The sequence below is a fragment of the Nocardia kruczakiae NBRC 101016 genome (genome assembly GCF_001612965.1).
GTDB lineage: Bacteria > Actinomycetota > Actinomycetes > Mycobacteriales > Mycobacteriaceae > Nocardia > Nocardia kruczakiae.
This window is the reverse complement of the sequence record NZ_BDBL01000067.1, coordinates 1-16,432: the sequence shown is the minus strand read 5'-3', so window position 1 is coordinate 16,432 and position 16,432 is coordinate 1. Positions and strand designations below refer to the sequence as shown.

12 protein-coding genes are annotated in these 16,432 nt (G+C 68.8%); 6 read left to right on the top strand and 6 right to left on the bottom strand.

Features of this window, described 5'->3' with window-relative positions; all coding sequences use genetic code 11:
- Positions 1-85: 85 nt before the first annotated feature.
- On the top strand, positions 86-4,195 hold the full coding sequence (gene hrpA / locus NK1_RS31610) for an ATP-dependent RNA helicase HrpA (protein ID WP_063014681.1): 4,110 nt from the start codon (positions 86-88) through the stop codon (positions 4,193-4,195).
- On the opposite strand, the gene nrdR is transcribed toward hrpA, so the two are convergent.
- The 3 genes from nrdR to NK1_RS31595 form a co-directional block, all read right to left on the bottom strand.
- The gene (gene nrdR / locus NK1_RS31605) at positions 4,196-4,672 is read right to left on the bottom strand and encodes a transcriptional regulator NrdR (RefSeq protein WP_039779451.1); all 477 of its coding nucleotides are present in this window, start codon (positions 4,670-4,672) and stop codon (positions 4,196-4,198) included. It abuts the gene before it with no gap.
- A gap of 159 nt (positions 4,673-4,831) precedes the next feature.
- Positions 4,832-6,085 (bottom strand): hypothetical protein, encoded by a 1,254-nt coding sequence (locus tag NK1_RS31600; RefSeq protein ID WP_063014679.1) that lies wholly within the window; start codon positions 6,083-6,085, stop codon positions 4,832-4,834.
- Between the two features lie 135 nt (positions 6,086-6,220).
- Positions 6,221-6,712, bottom strand: a complete 492-nt coding sequence (locus NK1_RS31595; protein WP_063014677.1) for a LysM peptidoglycan-binding domain-containing protein — start codon at positions 6,710-6,712, stop codon at positions 6,221-6,223.
- Positions 6,713-6,980: 268 nt separating this feature from the next.
- Here NK1_RS31595 and lexA point away from each other — a divergent pair, with 268 nt between their 5' ends.
- Positions 6,981-7,751 (top strand): transcriptional repressor LexA, encoded by a 771-nt coding sequence (gene lexA / locus NK1_RS31590; protein WP_036503177.1) that lies wholly within the window; start codon positions 6,981-6,983, stop codon positions 7,749-7,751.
- A 20-nt stretch (positions 7,752-7,771) separates the two neighbouring features.
- Here the strand turns inward: lexA and NK1_RS31585 are convergent, their stop codons facing one another.
- Positions 7,772-8,764 (bottom strand): cytochrome c oxidase assembly protein, encoded by a 993-nt coding sequence (locus NK1_RS31585; RefSeq protein ID WP_063014705.1) that lies wholly within the window; start codon positions 8,762-8,764, stop codon positions 7,772-7,774.
- Between the two features lie 68 nt (positions 8,765-8,832).
- Positions 8,833-9,846: a cation diffusion facilitator family transporter gene (locus NK1_RS31580; protein WP_063014675.1), complete on the bottom strand. Its 1,014-nt coding sequence runs from the start codon at positions 9,844-9,846 to the stop codon at positions 8,833-8,835.
- Between the two features lie 349 nt (positions 9,847-10,195).
- On the opposite strand from NK1_RS31580, the gene NK1_RS31575 reads away from it, so the two are divergent.
- The 3 genes from NK1_RS31575 to NK1_RS31565 all read left to right on the top strand — a co-directional run bounded on the left by NK1_RS31575 (position 10,196) and on the right by NK1_RS31565 (position 12,825).
- Positions 10,196-10,531: a histone-like nucleoid-structuring protein Lsr2 gene (locus NK1_RS31575; RefSeq protein ID WP_036503185.1), complete on the top strand. Its 336-nt coding sequence runs from the start codon at positions 10,196-10,198 to the stop codon at positions 10,529-10,531.
- A 177-nt stretch (positions 10,532-10,708) separates the two neighbouring features.
- Positions 10,709-12,007, top strand: a complete 1,299-nt coding sequence (locus tag NK1_RS31570; protein WP_063014673.1) for a diguanylate cyclase domain-containing protein — start codon at positions 10,709-10,711, stop codon at positions 12,005-12,007.
- Between the two features lie 5 nt (positions 12,008-12,012).
- Complete coding sequence (locus NK1_RS31565; protein ID WP_167354334.1) at positions 12,013-12,825, top strand: SAM-dependent methyltransferase; 813 nt, start codon at positions 12,013-12,015, stop codon at positions 12,823-12,825.
- 9 nt (positions 12,826-12,834) lie between these two features.
- Here the strand turns inward: NK1_RS31565 and NK1_RS31560 are convergent, their stop codons facing one another.
- Entirely contained in the window at positions 12,835-13,848 is a 1,014-nt protein-coding gene (locus tag NK1_RS31560; RefSeq protein WP_063906167.1) for an alpha/beta hydrolase, read from the bottom strand.
- Between the two features lie 263 nt (positions 13,849-14,111).
- On the opposite strand from NK1_RS31560, the gene NK1_RS31555 reads away from it, so the two are divergent.
- Positions 14,112-16,199 (top strand): AMP-binding protein, encoded by a 2,088-nt coding sequence (locus NK1_RS31555; RefSeq protein WP_063014703.1) that lies wholly within the window; start codon positions 14,112-14,114, stop codon positions 16,197-16,199.
- Positions 16,200-16,432: the final 233 nt, after the last annotated feature.

Below are 16,432 nucleotides of genomic sequence, written 5' to 3'. Positions count from 1 at the left end.
AACGATTCGGTTATCTTCCCGATTCGGCGTCCCGACCAGCGCGGGAACGGGCCGGACGGCCGGTTTCGCTACGCTGGTCGATGCAATGACCTCGACTGCCACCACCCGCGAGCTGCGCGCTCGCCTGGCCGACCTCTCCCTCCGCGACGAACACCGGCTGCGCCGACGGCTGGACAAGGCGCACGGCAACGACGGTGAGATCGAGCGGCTGGAGCGCGAGATAACCGCCGCGCAGGCCCGTATCGAGACCCGCCGCGGCGCCGTCCCGGCCATTCGTTATCCCGAACAACTGCCCGTCTCCGCCCATCGCGACGATATCGCCGCCGCGATCGCCGCCCATCAGGTCGTGGTGATCGCCGGTGAGACGGGCTCCGGTAAAACCACGCAGATCCCGAAGATCTGCCTGGAACTCGGGCGCGGGATCCGCGGCACCATCGGCCACACCCAGCCTCGGCGGCTCGCGGCCAGGACGGTGGCCGAACGCATTGCGGCCGAACTCGATACCGAACTCGGCGACGTCGTCGGCTACACCGTGCGCTTCACCGATCAGGCCTCCGATCGCACCCTGATCAAATTGATGACCGACGGCATCCTGCTCGCCGAAATCCAGCGCGACCGGCTGCTGCGCCGCTACGACACGATCATCATCGACGAGGCGCACGAGCGCAGCCTCAACATCGACTTCCTGCTCGGCTACCTGAGGTCGCTGCTGCCGAAGCGTCCGGACCTCAAGGTGATCATCACCTCCGCGACCATCGACCCGGAGTTGTTCGCCCGCCATTTCGCCGATCCGGTCTCCGGGGAGCCCGCGCCCATCGTCGAGGTGTCGGGCCGGTCCTATCCGGTCGAAATCCGGTATCGCCCGCTGGCTCCCGAGATGACCGACACCGACGACGAGGACGAGTTCGAGGAGCAGCCGGCGCCGCGTCGCGGCCGTCCGAGCGGACGCGGCAGCGCCGAGGACGCTCGCGACCAGACCGATGCCATCGGCGACGCGGTGCGCGAACTGCTCGCCGAGGGCGACGGCGATGTGCTGGTCTTCCTGTCGGGTGAACGCGAGATCCGCGACACCGCCGACACCCTGCGCGAGCTGAAACTGCCACGGACCGAGATCGTCCCGCTGTACGCGCGACTGTCCGCGGCCGAACAGCACCGGGTCTTCCAGCCGCACACCGGCCGCCGTGTGGTGCTGGCCACCAACGTCGCCGAGACCTCGCTCACCGTGCCGGGCATCCGCTACGTGGTGGACCCGGGCACCGCGCGCATCTCCCGCTATTCGATGCGCACCAAGGTGCAGCGCCTGCCGATCGAGCCGATCTCACAGGCCTCCGCACGGCAACGGTCCGGGCGCTGCGGACGTGTGGCCGACGGTATCTGCATCCGGCTCTACTCCGAGGAGGACTTCGAGTCCCGCCCGGCGTTCACCGAACCGGAGATCCTGCGCACCAACCTGGCCGCGGTCATCCTGCAGATGACCGCGCTGGGGCTCGGCGACATCGAGAGCTTCCCGTTCGTGGAGGCGCCGGACCGGCGGGCGATCCGCGACGGTATCGCCTTGCTGCTGGAACTCGGCGCGCTCGGACGCCCCGGTGAGACGCCCGCGCCCGCGCGTGGTGCTCGCCGGCGCCGCGGACGCGGCAGCGACACCGCCGCCGGGGGCCACGTGCGCGCGCCGGAGGGCGGAGACGAACTGGCACTCACCGCGGTGGGACGGCAGATGGCCCAGCTGCCGGTCGATCCGCGGATGGCGCGCATGCTCGTCGCCGCGGAGGCCAACGGCTGTCTGTCCGAGGTGCTGGTCATCGTCGCGGCGCTCTCGATCCAGGACGTGCGGGAACGGCCGGCCGAATTCCAGCAGGCCGCCGACACCAAACACGCCCGGTTCACCGTCGAGGGCTCGGACTTCCTCGCCTATCTGCGCCTGTGGGACTATCTGCGTGGACAGCGGAAATCGTTGTCGTCCAACCAGTTCCGGCGACTGTGCCGCGACGAGTTCCTGCACTATCTGCGCATCCGGGAATGGCAGGATCTGCAGGGGCAGCTGCGCACCATCACCAGGAGCCTCGGCTGGTCCGCCGCGGAATCGATCGCCCCGCAACAGAATCCGGAAGCGCTGCCGTGGGACGGCGACGGGATCCATCGCGCGCTGCTGGCGGGCATGCTGTCGCATATCGGTGTGCGCGAGGCGGAATCGCGGGAGTTCCTCGGCGCCCGCGGCGCGAAGTTCATGATCTTCCCCGGTTCGGCCCTGGCGAAGAAGCCGCCACGCTGGGTGATGGCGGCCGAACTGGTGGAAACGTCGCGACTGTGGGGCCGTATGGCCGCGCGGATCGAGCCCGAATGGGCCGAACGGCTCGCTGGTGACCTGGTCAAACGCAACTACTCGGAACCGCACTGGTCCTCCCGGCGCGGCGCGGCGATGGCCTACGAGCGGGTCACTCTCTACGGCATTCCGCTGGTCACCCAGCGCCGCGTCGACTTCGGCCGCATCGATGCGCAACTGTCGCGGGAGCTGTTCATCCGGCATGCACTGGTCCAGGGCGAATGGCAGACCCGGCACGGGTTCTTCCACCGCAACCGCGAACTGCTCGACGACGTGGCCGATCTGGAGCATCGGGCGCGCCGGCGCGACATTCTCGTCGACGACCAGGTGCTGTTCGATTTCTACGATCAGCGCATCCCCGCGGACGTGGTGTCGGTGCGGCATTTCGACAGCTGGTGGCGCAAGGCCGAGCGCGAGGACCCGCGTCTACTGGACTTCTCGACCGCCACCGTGGTCAATGCGCAAGCGGCCCAGCTGGATCCGGCCGCCTACCCGGACAGCTGGCGGCAGGGCGAACTGAGTTTCCCGCTCACCTACCAGTTCGAGCCGGGACAGGCCGACGACGGCGTGACCGTGCACATCCCGGTCGCCCAGCTCGCCCACGTGCGGGCCGTGGGCTTCGACTGGCTGGTCCCCGGCATGCGGGAGGAACTCGCCGCCGCACTGATCAAGACCCTGCCGAAACAGCTGCGCCGCAGCGTCGTTCCCGCACCGGACTTCGCGAAGGCCGCGCTGGCACGGCTGACCCCACGCGCCGAACCGCTGCGCACCGGACTGGCCCGCGAGCTGTCGGCACTGGCGTCGACCTCGATCGCGCCGGCCGACCTCGACCCGGGCGCCCTGCCCGATCATCTGCGGATGACGTTCGCCGTCACCGGTCCCGACGGCGCGATCCTCGCCCGAGGCAAGAGCCTGGCCGCCATGAAAACTCAACTGTCCCAGCAGGTTTCGCAATCGGTGGCGAAGGCGACGAGTGCGGCCGAACGAGCGCCGGCGACGGTGTGGACGGCGCAGACGCTGGGTACCGTGCCGCAGACCATTCGGCGTGAGGTCGGCGGTCAGACCATCACCGGCTATCCCGCCCTGGTCAGCGAGGGTGACGGAGTGGCCGTACGCGTGTTGTCGTCGCCGGCCGCGCAGCGCGCCGCGATGCGTACCGGCACCAGGGCGCTGCTGCTGCGCGAAATGCCGGCCGCGCAGCGCTCGGTCACCTCGGGACTGTCGGCCGCCGATCGCCTCGCGCTGAGCCAGAGCCCGTACGGATCGATGGACGCGCTGCTCGACGACTGCCGCGCCTGCGCGGCCGACGAACTGATCGCCGCACACGGTGGTCCGGTACGCAGTCCGGAGCAGTTCACCCGGCTCGTCGCCCAGGTGCGACCGCAGTTCGCCGGTGCGGTCGCGCGCGTTCTCGCACTGGTCGTCCCGGTGCTGGCGGCGGCGCACCGGGTGCGGACCGCACTGGCCGACACGAGCGATCGCGATATCGCCGACGATGTCGCCGGGCAGCTCGACGAACTGGTCTTCGCCGGTTTCGTCAGCGAATTCGGCACCACCCGGCTCCGCGAGATTCCGCGGTATCTGCACGCCGCCGAGGCACGACTGCTCGCGCTGCCCGCCTCGGCCGATCGCGACCGGCAAGGCGCGGCCGAGCTGGATCGGGTGCACGCCGCGTACGCGCGACTGCTCGACCGTCTTCCCGGCGCGCGTCGCACGGCCGCCGACGTCACCGAGATCTGGTGGATGATCGAGGAACTGCGGGTGAGCCTGTTCGCACAGCAGCTGGGCACGCCCTATCCGGTGTCCGCCAAACGGATCATCAAGGTCATCGACGGAATCGGCGCGGCGCCGGCCGGGGCCCGGCCCCGCTGATCAGTCGGCGCCGGCGGCCACCGAACGTTCGGCGCGGTGGCGGCGCAGATCGTCGATCTCGCGTTCGAAATCGTCGGCGGAGCTGAAGGACCGGTAGACCGACGCGAAGCGCAGATAGGCGACCTCGTCCAGATCGCGCAGCGGCCCGAGGATGGCCAGACCGACCTCGTGGCTCGGCACCTCCGGAGAACCCTTCGCGCGCACCGCGTCCTCGACCTGCTGGGCGAGCAGGTTCAGGGCGTCGTCATCGACCTCACGCCCCTGGCAGGCCCGGCGGACGCCACGGATCACCTTCTCGCGGCTGAACGGTTCGGTGACACCGCTGCGCTTGACCACCGAGAGGATCGCGGTCTCGACCGTGGTGAAGCGGCGCCCGCACTGCGGACACGCGCGACGGCGCCTGATTGCGCTGCCTTCCTCGGCCTCACGCGAGTCGACCACCCGCGAATCCGGGTGCCGACAGTACGGGCAATGCATCCGGGATCCTTCGTCGATGCCTGCGTCGGTTCGCGACGAGCTGCCTGCCCTCGACCTGTTCCGCCGATACAGCCGCACTCACCACGTATGTCCTGAGCGTCTTTCAGGATACCCGTACAGCGTTCGCCCCGGCCCATGCGGACCCGCGACCGGGCCCGCTCACGCCGTCAGTTGCCATTGGCTCGTCAGGTCGGTGAGCAAATCCGGCAGGCGATTCAGCAAGCGCCCGGCAGCGAGATCACCGGCGAACGGCACCGACAGCACCTGGCGGGCGAGCCCCGGAGCGGCCTGCATCCGTTCGTAACAGGGCACCAGATCGCCGGTGATGTAGGTCCAGCGCGGGTCGCGGTCGGCCCAGTTGAAGGCGGGCAACGGGGTGCGCAGCGTCATCGTGCGCCCGTCGACCTCGACCGAGACGGTGGCCGGTGCGAACACACCGGGTGCGCGAACTCCGGGCACCGCGGGTTTCGCCGCCAGGGTGCTGACGTAGGTCATCACCCGGCCCATCGCGCCCTGCCCCCGCGAGGTGACATCCCATTGATCGGCGATGATCTGATTCTGTTCGCGATCGGTCATTCGCATCAGCGCGTCGTCGTACCCGGCGACCGTGCCCGTCGCGAGTGAGCGCCAGGCCTGCACCGCGTTGTCGTCGAGCACGCCGGCCGCGTACATCTCCTCGATCGCGGGCAATCCTCCGGCGATGTAGGCCTCGTGCATCGGCACCTGGTCGAGGAAGATGTGCTTCTGCATGATCATCAGCCGGGTCTGGAACCACGCCAGATCCTCGGCGGTGAGCCGCGGGCCCTCGGTGGCCAGGAGCCGGATGTCGGCGGGCAGTGCCGCGACGAGCTGCGGCGGGGTGGCCCGCAGCAGATCCGCGACCGCGCCGCCGAACTGGTGGATCCCCGGCACGCTGAGAATCGTTGCCACATCGCTCATATCGAAGAATCCCGAGGCGAACGATCCGCCTGCCAGTCCGGCCAGCCCGGTCCAGTAGAACTCCGGATGGGCGGCCGTCAGCCGGAGGTAGTTCACGTAGACCTGGGTGAAGGTGCGCGAATTCGCGGCCACCCCGCGGATCGGATCCCACGCGGCCAGGTCGATATCGGCATCGGCGGTGGCCACCGTCAGCCAATACTGGTGTAGCAGAGCCGCATACCGCCGTGGCGCGATCCCGTCGGCGCGGGCCTGCTCGAGTGCCGCGGCCAGCATCGAAGTATTCGACGGCAGCTCCGGATTCAGGCCGCCGGCGCTCTCCCCGGCCCCGTTCACCACCGGAATGTCCAGATATGCGGTGTATCCCGCCTCCGCGCGCACCGCGGGTGCCGCGGCACAGGCGATCACGAAACAGATGAGCAGTGCGGCCGTGCGTGCGAACAGTCGCGGCAACGCCCGATGGAGGGTGTGCACCATGATGCCTCGTCCTCGAAATCCGTTGGCGGAGAATGTAGCCCCGATCACATTCCGAGCAGAGTAGCAACATGTTTCAGTTGTGGATCAATAAATCCGGCCATGCAATTGCGTGGCCCAAGAGCCTTGGGCCACGGCCTATCGCGACGCCGGAACCACGAGAGTGCGCCCGGCGGCCACTTCGGTGCCACGCAGTCCGTTCAATTCCACGATGCGTGCCACGGTGTCGCGCACCGCCTCCCCCGGCGCCACCCGCTGCGCGAGGTCGGACAGCGACTCGCCGGGCTGCACCTGGACCGTCTGCGTGGATGCCGGACCGCCCGCGTCACGCAGCTGCGCCACTCCCAGGAGCCCGCAGACCACGGCCGCGGTGAGCAGCGCGGTCGCAGCGAGCGTGGCCAGCCCGATACGGGCCTGTTCCACCCGCTGGAGCGGATGCGGCCCGCGAGCCGGCGCGGCGACCGGCACCCGGTTGTAGCCCGCCACGACATGCGGGCGCTGCAGACCACGGGGACGCCGCAGGTCGGCCCGGCGGTGGCGCCGAACCGGCCGCACGGTATGGACGGGAGCATCACCGGACGAGCCGGCCCGGGTGCCGATCGTGGTGAATTCATCGACCGCGGTACGCATCTGACGACCTCCATGAATGCTGTGACGAGTGCTGGGCGGATGGATCACAGGGGTATGAGAGTTGTGGCGTATTCGCTCATCTGTTCGAAGAACTGATGTTCGATTCTTACCACGCGGCGCCGACAAAGTCACCAGCCACGCCGACATGCGTCGAACAGATGTTTGAAACCTGGCCCCGGGCGGACTACATTCGAAGCACGCGATCCGGCGGCGCCGGCAGAACCCGACAGACACGCCCCGGCAGACAGACGAACGGAGGACGGCGAGCGTGAGCGAACGTACGGTGGTCGGACACGAGGAGGCGGCCGGCAACGGCACGGTCTCCCCCGACGGCGCCCAGGCGCCGGCCGGTGACACCGAAACCCCCGGCAACGGAGCGGATCTCACCGTCCGCCAGCGCAAGGTTCTCGAGGTCATCCGGACTTCGGTGAACGAACGCGGCTATCCGCCGAGCATCCGCGAGATCGGCGACGCGGTCGGACTCACCTCCACCTCGTCGGTCGCGCATCAGCTACGCGCGCTCGAGCGCAAGGGCTATCTGCGCCGCGATCCCAATCGTCCGCGTGCGGTCGACGTCCGCGGCCTGGACGAGACCGCCGTGCGGGCGGCCGGTGCCGCGCCGGTGCTGCGCGCGGTGGCGACCGAAACCTCCGACGCGACCCCGGCGCCCACCTATGTGCCGGTGCTGGGCCGCATCGCCGCCGGTGGGCCGATCCTCGCCGAACAGGCGGTCGAGGATGTGTTCCCGCTGCCGCGCGAACTGGTCGGCGAGGGTTCGCTGTTCCTGCTCAAGGTCGTCGGCGAATCGATGGTCGACGCGGCGATCTGCGACGGTGACTGGGTGGTGGTCCGCCAGCAGAACGTGGCCGACAACGGCGATATCGTCGCCGCGATGATCGAGGGCGAGGCGACGGTCAAGACGTTCAAACGCACCGGCGATCAGGTGTGGCTGATGCCGCACAACCCGCTGTTCGACCCGATCGACGGTAACGATGCCCAGATCCTGGGCAAGGTCGTCACGGTGATCCGCAAGATCTGAGCGCGGTGGCCCGTCCGGGTTCAGCGGCGGAAGCGGTCGCGTAGCACGGGATCGTTTTCCCACCACAGTCCGCTCTGGACCGGCGCCTCCGCATGCGCCGTCGTCGCGGCGGCGGGCGCGGGCGAGGTCCGGGCCGCCTCGCTCGCCGGCGGCGCCGAAAGTTCTTCGGCCGCATCGAGTTCGGCGTCCATCCGGGCGGCGTTGCGACGTTCGTCGGCCGCCCACGACCGCATCAGGGTCAGCAGATAGGGCAGGCCGAGCACGTCGCCGAGCACCCAGATGATGCCCGCGCCGATGATCTGGTCCATCCGCAGATCCGGGCCCCACGTCCGGCCCACCTCGGTGTAGTAGTCCACCGCCACCAGCGGCCCGAACCACAGCACCAGCCCCAGTACCCCGTCTGCCAGTGATTCGAACACCGTGATCAACAACGACACGGCCTGCGAATAGCGATGCGGAACCGGATCGGTCTGCAGCCGCGAATAGAAGTACAGGAATCCGACGGCCACCAGCAGCAGTCGGGTGAGCGCGTCGACCACCCCGTGCCGCAGCACCGCTTCGTACCACGGGGTCAGGATCAGCAGCCAGGGTGTGGCCAGGATGGCGATCGACGGAACCAGCGGATAGGTCATCGCCCGGGCCGGCGCCGAGGCGAGTACGCGGTCCAGCCGCTCGCGTCCCGCCGGGCCGAGCCCGTCGCGCAGCACCGTCAGCGGCCGACCGGTCGCCAGGCCGAACGGCACCACGTAGAGCAGCAGCAGTATCTGCAGCGCCCGCATCCAGAACAGGGTGCCGGAGTACACGCCGATCACGCTGATGCCGGTCAGCAACCACACTCCGAGGCCGACCGCCCCGAACGCCCAGCTGCGTCCCGCCGACTCCGCACTCCCGCGCCGGTCGGCCCGCCGGCGAGCCAGGCCGTAGCCGAGCCCGAGCGCGGCGGTCACCACGATCGTCGAGGTGTCCCAGCGCCATTCCTCGATGACGGATTGCACGGTCAGCGGCGTGTCGATCCATCCCACGGCAGCCAGTATCCACCCGGCTTTCGGGAGCGTTTGCGCCGGTCCGGCGGGGTGTCCGGTTAGTTCTGATTACCGGATTCGTGGGTGTGCGCGACATCCGGTGAGCGATGCGCGGGGCCGTGCGACTCGGCGCAGTGGCCGCTCGGCACGGCGCCGAGTTCGATCAGTTCGGGCTGTGCGTGATCGACCTGCAGCGTGGCGTGCTCGATGTGATGGTCGGCGGCCAGCCACCGCGCCAGATCCTGGCGCACCGCGTGGCAGTCGCGGCCGGGTTCGACCAGCACGTGCGCCGAGAGAGCGGGGGACCCCGAGGTGATCTCCCAGATGTGCAGATCGTGCACCTCGACCACCCCGTCGCGGGCGGCCATGCCGGCGCCCACCGCGGCGGGATCGATATCGGCCGGGGCGGCCTCCAGGAAGATCCGGCTCGACGCCCGGACCAGGCCCACACCCGCCTTCACCATCAGCGCGACCACCACCAGCGTCGCGATCGCGTCGGCGCGTTCGAATCCGGTGAGCATGATGACCACCCCGGCCACCGCGGTCGCCAGGAAGGCGTAGAGATCGGTGAGGATGTGCTGGAACGCGCCCTCGACATTCAGGCTGCTGCGGTTGGCGCGCGAAATCATCCAGGTGGCAGCGAGATTCACCACCACACCCACCAGCGCGGTCGCGAGCACCAGTCCACCGGTGACCGAGGGTGGCTGGATCAGGCGGCGGATCGCCTCGTAGAGCAGCCAGGCCGACAGGACCAGCAACGTCAGACCGTTGGCTTGGGCGGACAGGATTTCCACCCGCTTCCAGCCGAAGGTCATCCGCCCGGCCGGCGGTCGCGCCGCGAGGCGAATCGCCCACAGCGCCAGCGCGATCGAGGCGGCGTCGGTGAGCATGTGCGCGGCATCGGACAGCAGGGCCAGCGAGCCGGCCACCACACCCACGACCACCTCGCCGAGGAGGAAGACCACGATGACCGCGAGCGCCCCGGCCAGCCAGCGCCGATCGCTGTCGGGAGTGGCGTGCGCATGACTGTGCGCGTGCCCGTAGCCCGAGCCGTGTGTATGTCCGGCACCCATGCTCCGCACTCCTCTCCGTCGCAACCGCTCGTCATCATATGCATACATCACTATGTATGCAATATCCCCCGCTCGCACCCGCCGCGAGGGTCGGCAGCCGGGTACCCGCGCGCCGATCCCTTTATCCGGCCCCGGCGATCCGAACTCCCGCGCGATGTCCGAAGACCGCGAGCATTCCGGATAACTTTTGCGGACCTCGCACTAAATGCGTCCTGCCGATTCTTTTCTCATTCCGGGAACATTCACGATCGAAACCGCCCGAATAGCACGGGATTCACTACGGCCGGTCGCAATACGGTACGGTATACACAATCCCAGTTGCTCCGTGTCAGTGCGAAAGGGCTCGATCATGGCCAAGAAAGTCACCGTCACACTCATCGATGATTACGACGGGAAGTCCAAAGCGGATGAGACCGTGCAGTTCTCGATCGACGGTGTGGCGTATGAAATCGACCTGTCGACATTGAATGCCGGGAAGCTGCGCGGGGCACTCGAACCCTGGACGGAAAAGTCCCGCAAGGTCGGCCGCCTCAAGTCCGGCGGCGGCACCCGCACCAAGTCCGCGGCCGACCGTGAGCAGACGGTGGCGATCCGGGAATGGGCCAAGAAACACGGCTATAACGTCTCCGCGCGCGGCCGCATTTCCTCGGAGGTTGTCGCCGCCTATCACAAAGCGAGCAAGTAGCCGGCATCCGATCTTTCGACCGAGATCGCACGTACGCTCCGCACCCAGCGGGCCCGCAGCATCACGTCACAGCCGTGATCTTGCGGGCCCGCTCGGCGCGGTAATCTGGTTCTCTGGTTCGGCGCCGCGCCGTACTCACAAGTCGCTGGGAGTAGTTCCGAGGCGGGGTTGGTGTGCATGACAGGGGAAACCGGGATCGGTGAACTGGCTCGACGATGGCGCATCGCGATCGCCGACACCGGCTTCGTTCCCATGTCCATGCGCGAGCTGGAGCAACTGCTGGCAGGTCTGCTCGAGCAGCTCGTCGCGATTGTCGGGGCCGAACCGTTCGACGCCGCGGCCGCGGCCACGATCGGCGCCGCCCTGGTGCGCGCCAACCTCACCGACCCTCAGGTCATGCCCCGCTCCGCCCGTGCGCTGACCCCACTGGCCACCACCGTGTTCCCGCCGGGCGATCGGGTGATCGTGGTTCTGGGCGAGATGGCCCGCGGATATACCGAGGAGTTACTCGCCACCCGGGCGCGGCATCAGGAAATGCTGCACTCGGCGATGGCCGACGCCCGCAATGCCGCCGAGGCGCGATTCCGGGTGGTATTCGACAATGCCGCCATCGCCATCGGCATCGGTGACGCCGAGGGCCGGGTGGTCGACGTGAATCCCGCGATGGCCGCGATGCTCGGTGTCAGCCGCGAGTATCTGCTCGAACGCGGGGTCACCGATCTGATACATCCGGACGACCGCGTGGAATTGCGGCGCCGCGTACTGGGCGAGCTTTTGCACGCCGGCTCGGGCACGGTCCGGATGGAATTGCGCTACCCGCGTCCCGAGGGTGTCGACGGCTGGGCCACATGGGCGATCACCCTGGTGCCGGCGACCGGCGGACGGGCGGCGTATCTGCTGGTGGTCGGCGAGGACACCACGCAGCGGCGGGAATTGCAGGCCGAATTGCATCGCCAGGCCCGGCTGGACCCACTGACCGGCCTGCCGAATCGGCGGCAACTGGTCGAAGTGCTGTCGGCCATCATCACCGACGCGGGGCCCGAGGACTGTATCGGCTTGTGTTTCATCGACCTCGACGGATTCAAATCGGTCAACGACACCTACGGCCACGGAGTCGGTGATCGGCTCCTCGCGGCCGTGGCCGAGCGGCTCTCGGCGGCGGTTCCGGCGATCATGCTGGCCCGGGTGGGCGGCGACGAATTCGTCGGGCTGGTACGCCCGACCTGCGATACCGAGCACATCGCCGCGGTGGCCCAGCGCCTGCTCGACGCGCTGGCCGAACCCATCCCCGTCGACAATCACGCCCTGATGATCTCCGCGTGCATCGGCGCGATCGTCACCCCTGTCACCGGCACCGACGCCGAGCGGCTGCTCGATGCCGCCGACGCCGGGCTGTACCGCGCGAAGGCCAGCGGACGCAACCGCTGGGTCCTTCATGCGGCTGATGTCGCCGCCCGGGTGCGCGGCCTAGGATGAGCGGCGTGCAACCTCTGTTACCCGACTGGGCGGCCGACGACATCGACCCCCGGATTCCCAGCCCGGCGCGAGTGTACGACTATCTGCTGGGAGGATTCGCCAATTTCGAGGTGGATCGGTCGGTCGCGGCGCAAATGATCGAGGTCATTCCCGAAGTTCCGCGCACGGCCCGGGCCAACCGCGCATTTTTGCAGCGTGCGGTCGGTTTTCTCGCCGAGGCGGGTATCGACCAATTCCTCGATCTGGGCTCCGGAATTCCGACGGCGGGCAACGTGCACGAGATCGCGCAGCGCGTGGTCCCGGACGCGCGGGTGGTCTATGTCGATATCGATCCGGTCGCGGTGACCATGAGCCGCAAGCTGCTGGCGGACAATCCGAACGCGACCGCGGTACACGGAGATTTCACCGATATCGACGGGGTGCTCGAGCATCCGCAGGTCCGCGAGCTGCTGGATTTCGATCGGCCGGTCGCCGTCCTGATGGTGTCGATGTTGCATTTCGTGGCCGACGACGCCCTGGCCGCGACGGTATTCGAGCGACTGCGCGCCACCATCGCTTCCGGTAGTTATCTGGCGCTGTCACATCTGACCAGTGAGGGACCGCCCGAGCAGATGGACCGTATGCTCGCGGTGACCGAACGCGTCACCGGCCGCGGCGATCGGCTGCGCACCCGCGCCGAGATCATGGATCTGCTCGGCGATCTGGTCCTGGTCGAACCCGGCCTGGAATATCTGGCCCGGTGGCGGCCGGATCCGGACGAGCCGCTGCCCGAGGTCCGGCCCCTCGACGGCTACGCGGGTGTCGCCCGCAAACCCTGATTCGAGCCGTCACCCGGCGAGCGCCCGCGCGAAATCGGGCCATGCCTCGTGCAGGGACCGCTCCCAATACGGCCAGTCGTGCAACCCACCCGGCGTGTAGCGGTACGTGGCCGGGATTCCCCTACTCTCGGTCACCTCCTGCAGGCGCCGGGTGCATTGCGCGACGACCGCTTCCAGGGCTCCGCCGCCGACGGGATCGGCGACGGCCGGACCGTCGGCCGCACCGCCGGGCCGCGGCACCCCCGCGGTCACGAAAAGCTCTGTCCCGCGCAGTTTTTCCACATTCGCGGGCGTGCTGGGGTCGGCGTCGGTCCAGCCCGGCGAACCGTCCGGGCCCCACATGTTCCACGGATTGCCGCCGCCGGAGGCCACCACCGCCTGCACGAAGCGACGGCCCGGATCGGTACCCGTTCGAGCGCATCCGCTGAACGATCCCACCGCGGCGTACAGTCCGGGAGCCGCCTGCGCCAGCGCGAGCGCCGACGTCGCCGACATCGACACCCCCGCTATGGCGTTGCGACCCGAGGTGTGCAGCGCGGCATCGACGAGCGGCGGCAGTTCACGCGTGAGGAAGGTCGTCCATTCGTTGCGACCCAGCACCGGATCGTCGGCGAGCCAATCGGTGTAGTAGGTGTAGCGGCCGTCGAGGACGGTGACCACGGTGACGTCCTTGTCCGCCGTGAAAGCGTCGATGTCGGTGCGTGTTTCCCACGAGGTTTCGATGCCGCCGGGCCCGATGCCGTCCTCCGCGCCGTCGAGCAGGTACAGCACCGGAGCCGGCGACGAGGTCTCGGCGGGCCGCAGTACTCGCATGCTCACCGTGCGGTCCATGGCCGCCGAGTACACGAGGAGCGTCACGTGGCGGGCATCGGACTCGATGATCCGGTCGATCCGGGATCCGTCCGCGAACGAGGATGTCTCGGTCGTCGCCGTGGCGACGCCGGTCGACAGCGCCGCCACGACCGCCGACGCCAGGCACAGCACCGCCGGGCGCCGGTACCGGGACCCGAATCGCCTGCTCATCGAGTTCACACATCCTTTTCCGGCGGGGTCCGGCACCGTTGTGACGCGGGACAGCCGCTGGCTCAACGATCGAGGTGGCGGCCGACGTTCCGTTCCGGGCTGCGACGCACATCACGCTCCGGACGATCGGCGGCGAACTCACAACCGCGGCACCGGGCGCGCCGGGAATTGTCACAAGGCATCTTCTACGCGAAGTCGATCCCGGTTACAAAGGAATTCCCGCCGGTGCGCTCGAGGAACCGGCCCGCGAGAAGTGTAAGAAGTTGGCTACCGAGGTTTTCGACACCGCCGTCGAGCTGCCGGTCGAGCGCAGCGCCGTCTGGGCGCTGCTCGTCGACCCGCAGCTGTATCCGCGCATCTTCACCGGAATCGGCGCCTGTGAACGGCTCGAGACCGTCGCCGGCGCGCCGCTGTGGCAGCTGCGCATCGGAACCGCCGACACCGAGATTCGGACACTGTCGCTGACGGTGCGGGTGGGCCCGCCCGGGGAAGCTTTCGAGTTGTACTGCGCGGCAACCGGGAGCTTCGCCTCCGTGCGGCTGCGTGACATCGAGGGCGGCACCCGCGCGGTGATCACATGTTTCGCCGCCGGCCGGATACATCCGATCGCCGAGCGCACCTCGACCGCCGGGGCACAGGCCTGGCTGGACGCCGGGCTGCGGCGCCTGCGCGAATTGGTCACGGCCGCACCGACTTCGGTCGTGGTCAACCGCGAGAACACACCCCTGCGGCGGCACGCGGACGTCGCTCGCCACATCCTCGGTACGGGCGTGGTACGCACCGCGCGGCCGGACCGCAGCGTGGGGCAGCTGCGCGGACTCGCACGGTGGGGATTCAATCTGGCCGGCGGCTACGCCGCCGCGGCCGCGCATTCCCCCACCCGGATCGCCGTCGTCGACGATCGGCGCAGCCGCACCTTCGCCGATATCGACCGGCGCAGTACCGCGCTGGCCGGGGGGATGGCCGGACTGGGCCTGCGCACCGGCGATGCGATCGGCCTACTCGCCCGCAATCACGCCGGCATGGTCGAAACCATGGTCGCGGCCGGCAAACTCGGTGTGGACACGATCCTGCTGAACGCGGGTCTGTCGGCCCGGCGCATCGAGGAGATCGTGCAGCGGCACCGGCTGGCGCACGTGTTCGTCGACGCCGAACTGGAAGAACTGATCCACTATCTGCACTCCGACATCGTCCGCATCGCCACCGACGACGGCGCACCCGGCCGCACCACCATCGAGGATCTGATCACCCAGGGCGACAACGGTTTCGACAAACCCGCACGCCCGGGCCGGTTGATCGTGCTGACCTCCGGGACCAGCGGCACTCCCAAGGGCGCGCGCCGACCGCACGCCAAGGGGTTCGCCACCGTGGCGGCCCTGTTGTCGCGCATTCCGCTGCGGATGAACGACACCATGCTGATTCCGGCGCCGCTGTTCCACACCTGGGGTCTGGCCGCGCTGCAATTGAGTACCGCGCTGCGCGCCACCGTCGTCCTGCCGGAGCAGTTCGATGCCCGCGACACCCTGCGCCGGATCGCCGAGAACCGGGTCGGCACAGTGATTCTCGTGCCGACCATGGTGCAGCGGATCCTGGACCTGCCGACCCATGTGCGGGCCCGTTACGACACCTCCAGCCTCCGTATCGCGGCCAGTTGCGGCGCCCCGCTGGCCGGTGCCACGGTGCTGCGGTTCGCCGACAACTACGGCGACGTGCTCTACAACATCTACGGCTCCACGGAGGTGTCGTGGGCGACCATCGCCACCCCCGAGGATCTGCGGACCGCGCCGACCACCGCCGGGCGGCCGCCGCTGGGCACGAAAATCGCCGTGCTGGGCCCGAATCGGAAGCCCGTGCCGATCGGCGCGACCGGGCGCATCTACGTGGGCAACCACATGCTGTTCGACGGATATGTCAATTCGGCGCCGCCGGACGAGACCGACGGCATGCTCGATACCGGCGACCTGGGGTACCTGGACGCCGACGGGCGGCTGTTCATCGCCGGCCGCGACGACGAGATGATCATCTCGGGTGGTGAGAACGTCTTCCCGCGGCCGGTGGAGGAGGCACTGTCGCATCTGCCGCAGATCGCCGACGTGGCCGTGGTCGGCGTGCCGGACCACGAATTCGGGCAACGGCTGGCCGCGTTCATCGTCAAGCGGGAGGGTTCGGGCCTGGACCCGGACATGATCCGCACCTACGTCCGCAATCGGCTGAGCCGGTTCTCGGTACCGCGCGATGTCACCTTCCTGTCGGCACTGCCGCGCGGCGAAACCGGCAAGGTGCTCAAACGCCTGCTGATCGGCGGGAATGCCGAACTGACCGGCCCGTTTCATCCGGCGGCCGAGTTGTGACCGCTCACCAGGCCACACCCGGGGGGCCTCCTCATTTGTCACGAGGATGGGCGAAAGGCATCCATCGGGGTCTCGTTACGGTTACGTTATAAAGGCAGCGCAGTAAACGGGCGGGGGAAGGAAGTTTTCGCCAATGTCTGTTGCCACGCCGGGTTCTGCCGCCTCACCGAGCGCATCCGGCGACGCCACCGCCACCTCGACGCGCCCCGGCCTGACCCTGTCCGGTCAACTGC

What these genes read in the sequence shown, in the direction of transcription:
- NK1_RS31600 (WP_063014679.1), bottom strand. Translation starts at nt 6,085, where the DNA reads ATGGTGCACACCCTCCATCGGGCGTTGCCGCGACTGTTCGCACGCACG.
- NK1_RS31595 (WP_063014677.1), bottom strand. Translation starts at nt 6,712, where the DNA reads ATGCGTACCGCGGTCGATGAATTCACCACGATCGGCACCCGGGCCGGC.
- hrpA (WP_063014681.1), top strand. Translation starts at nt 86, where the DNA reads ATGACCTCGACTGCCACCACCCGCGAGCTGCGCGCTCGCCTGGCCGAC.
- NK1_RS31560 (WP_063906167.1), bottom strand. Translation starts at nt 13,848, where the DNA reads ATGAGCAGGCGATTCGGGTCCCGGTACCGGCGCCCGGCGGTGCTGTGC.
- NK1_RS31575 (WP_036503185.1), top strand. Translation starts at nt 10,196, where the DNA reads ATGGCCAAGAAAGTCACCGTCACACTCATCGATGATTACGACGGGAAG.
- NK1_RS31570 (WP_063014673.1), top strand. Translation starts at nt 10,709, where the DNA reads ATGACAGGGGAAACCGGGATCGGTGAACTGGCTCGACGATGGCGCATC.
- nrdR (WP_039779451.1), bottom strand. Translation starts at nt 4,672, where the DNA reads ATGCATTGCCCGTACTGTCGGCACCCGGATTCGCGGGTGGTCGACTCG.
- NK1_RS31580 (WP_063014675.1), bottom strand. Translation starts at nt 9,846, where the DNA reads ATGGGTGCCGGACATACACACGGCTCGGGCTACGGGCACGCGCACAGT.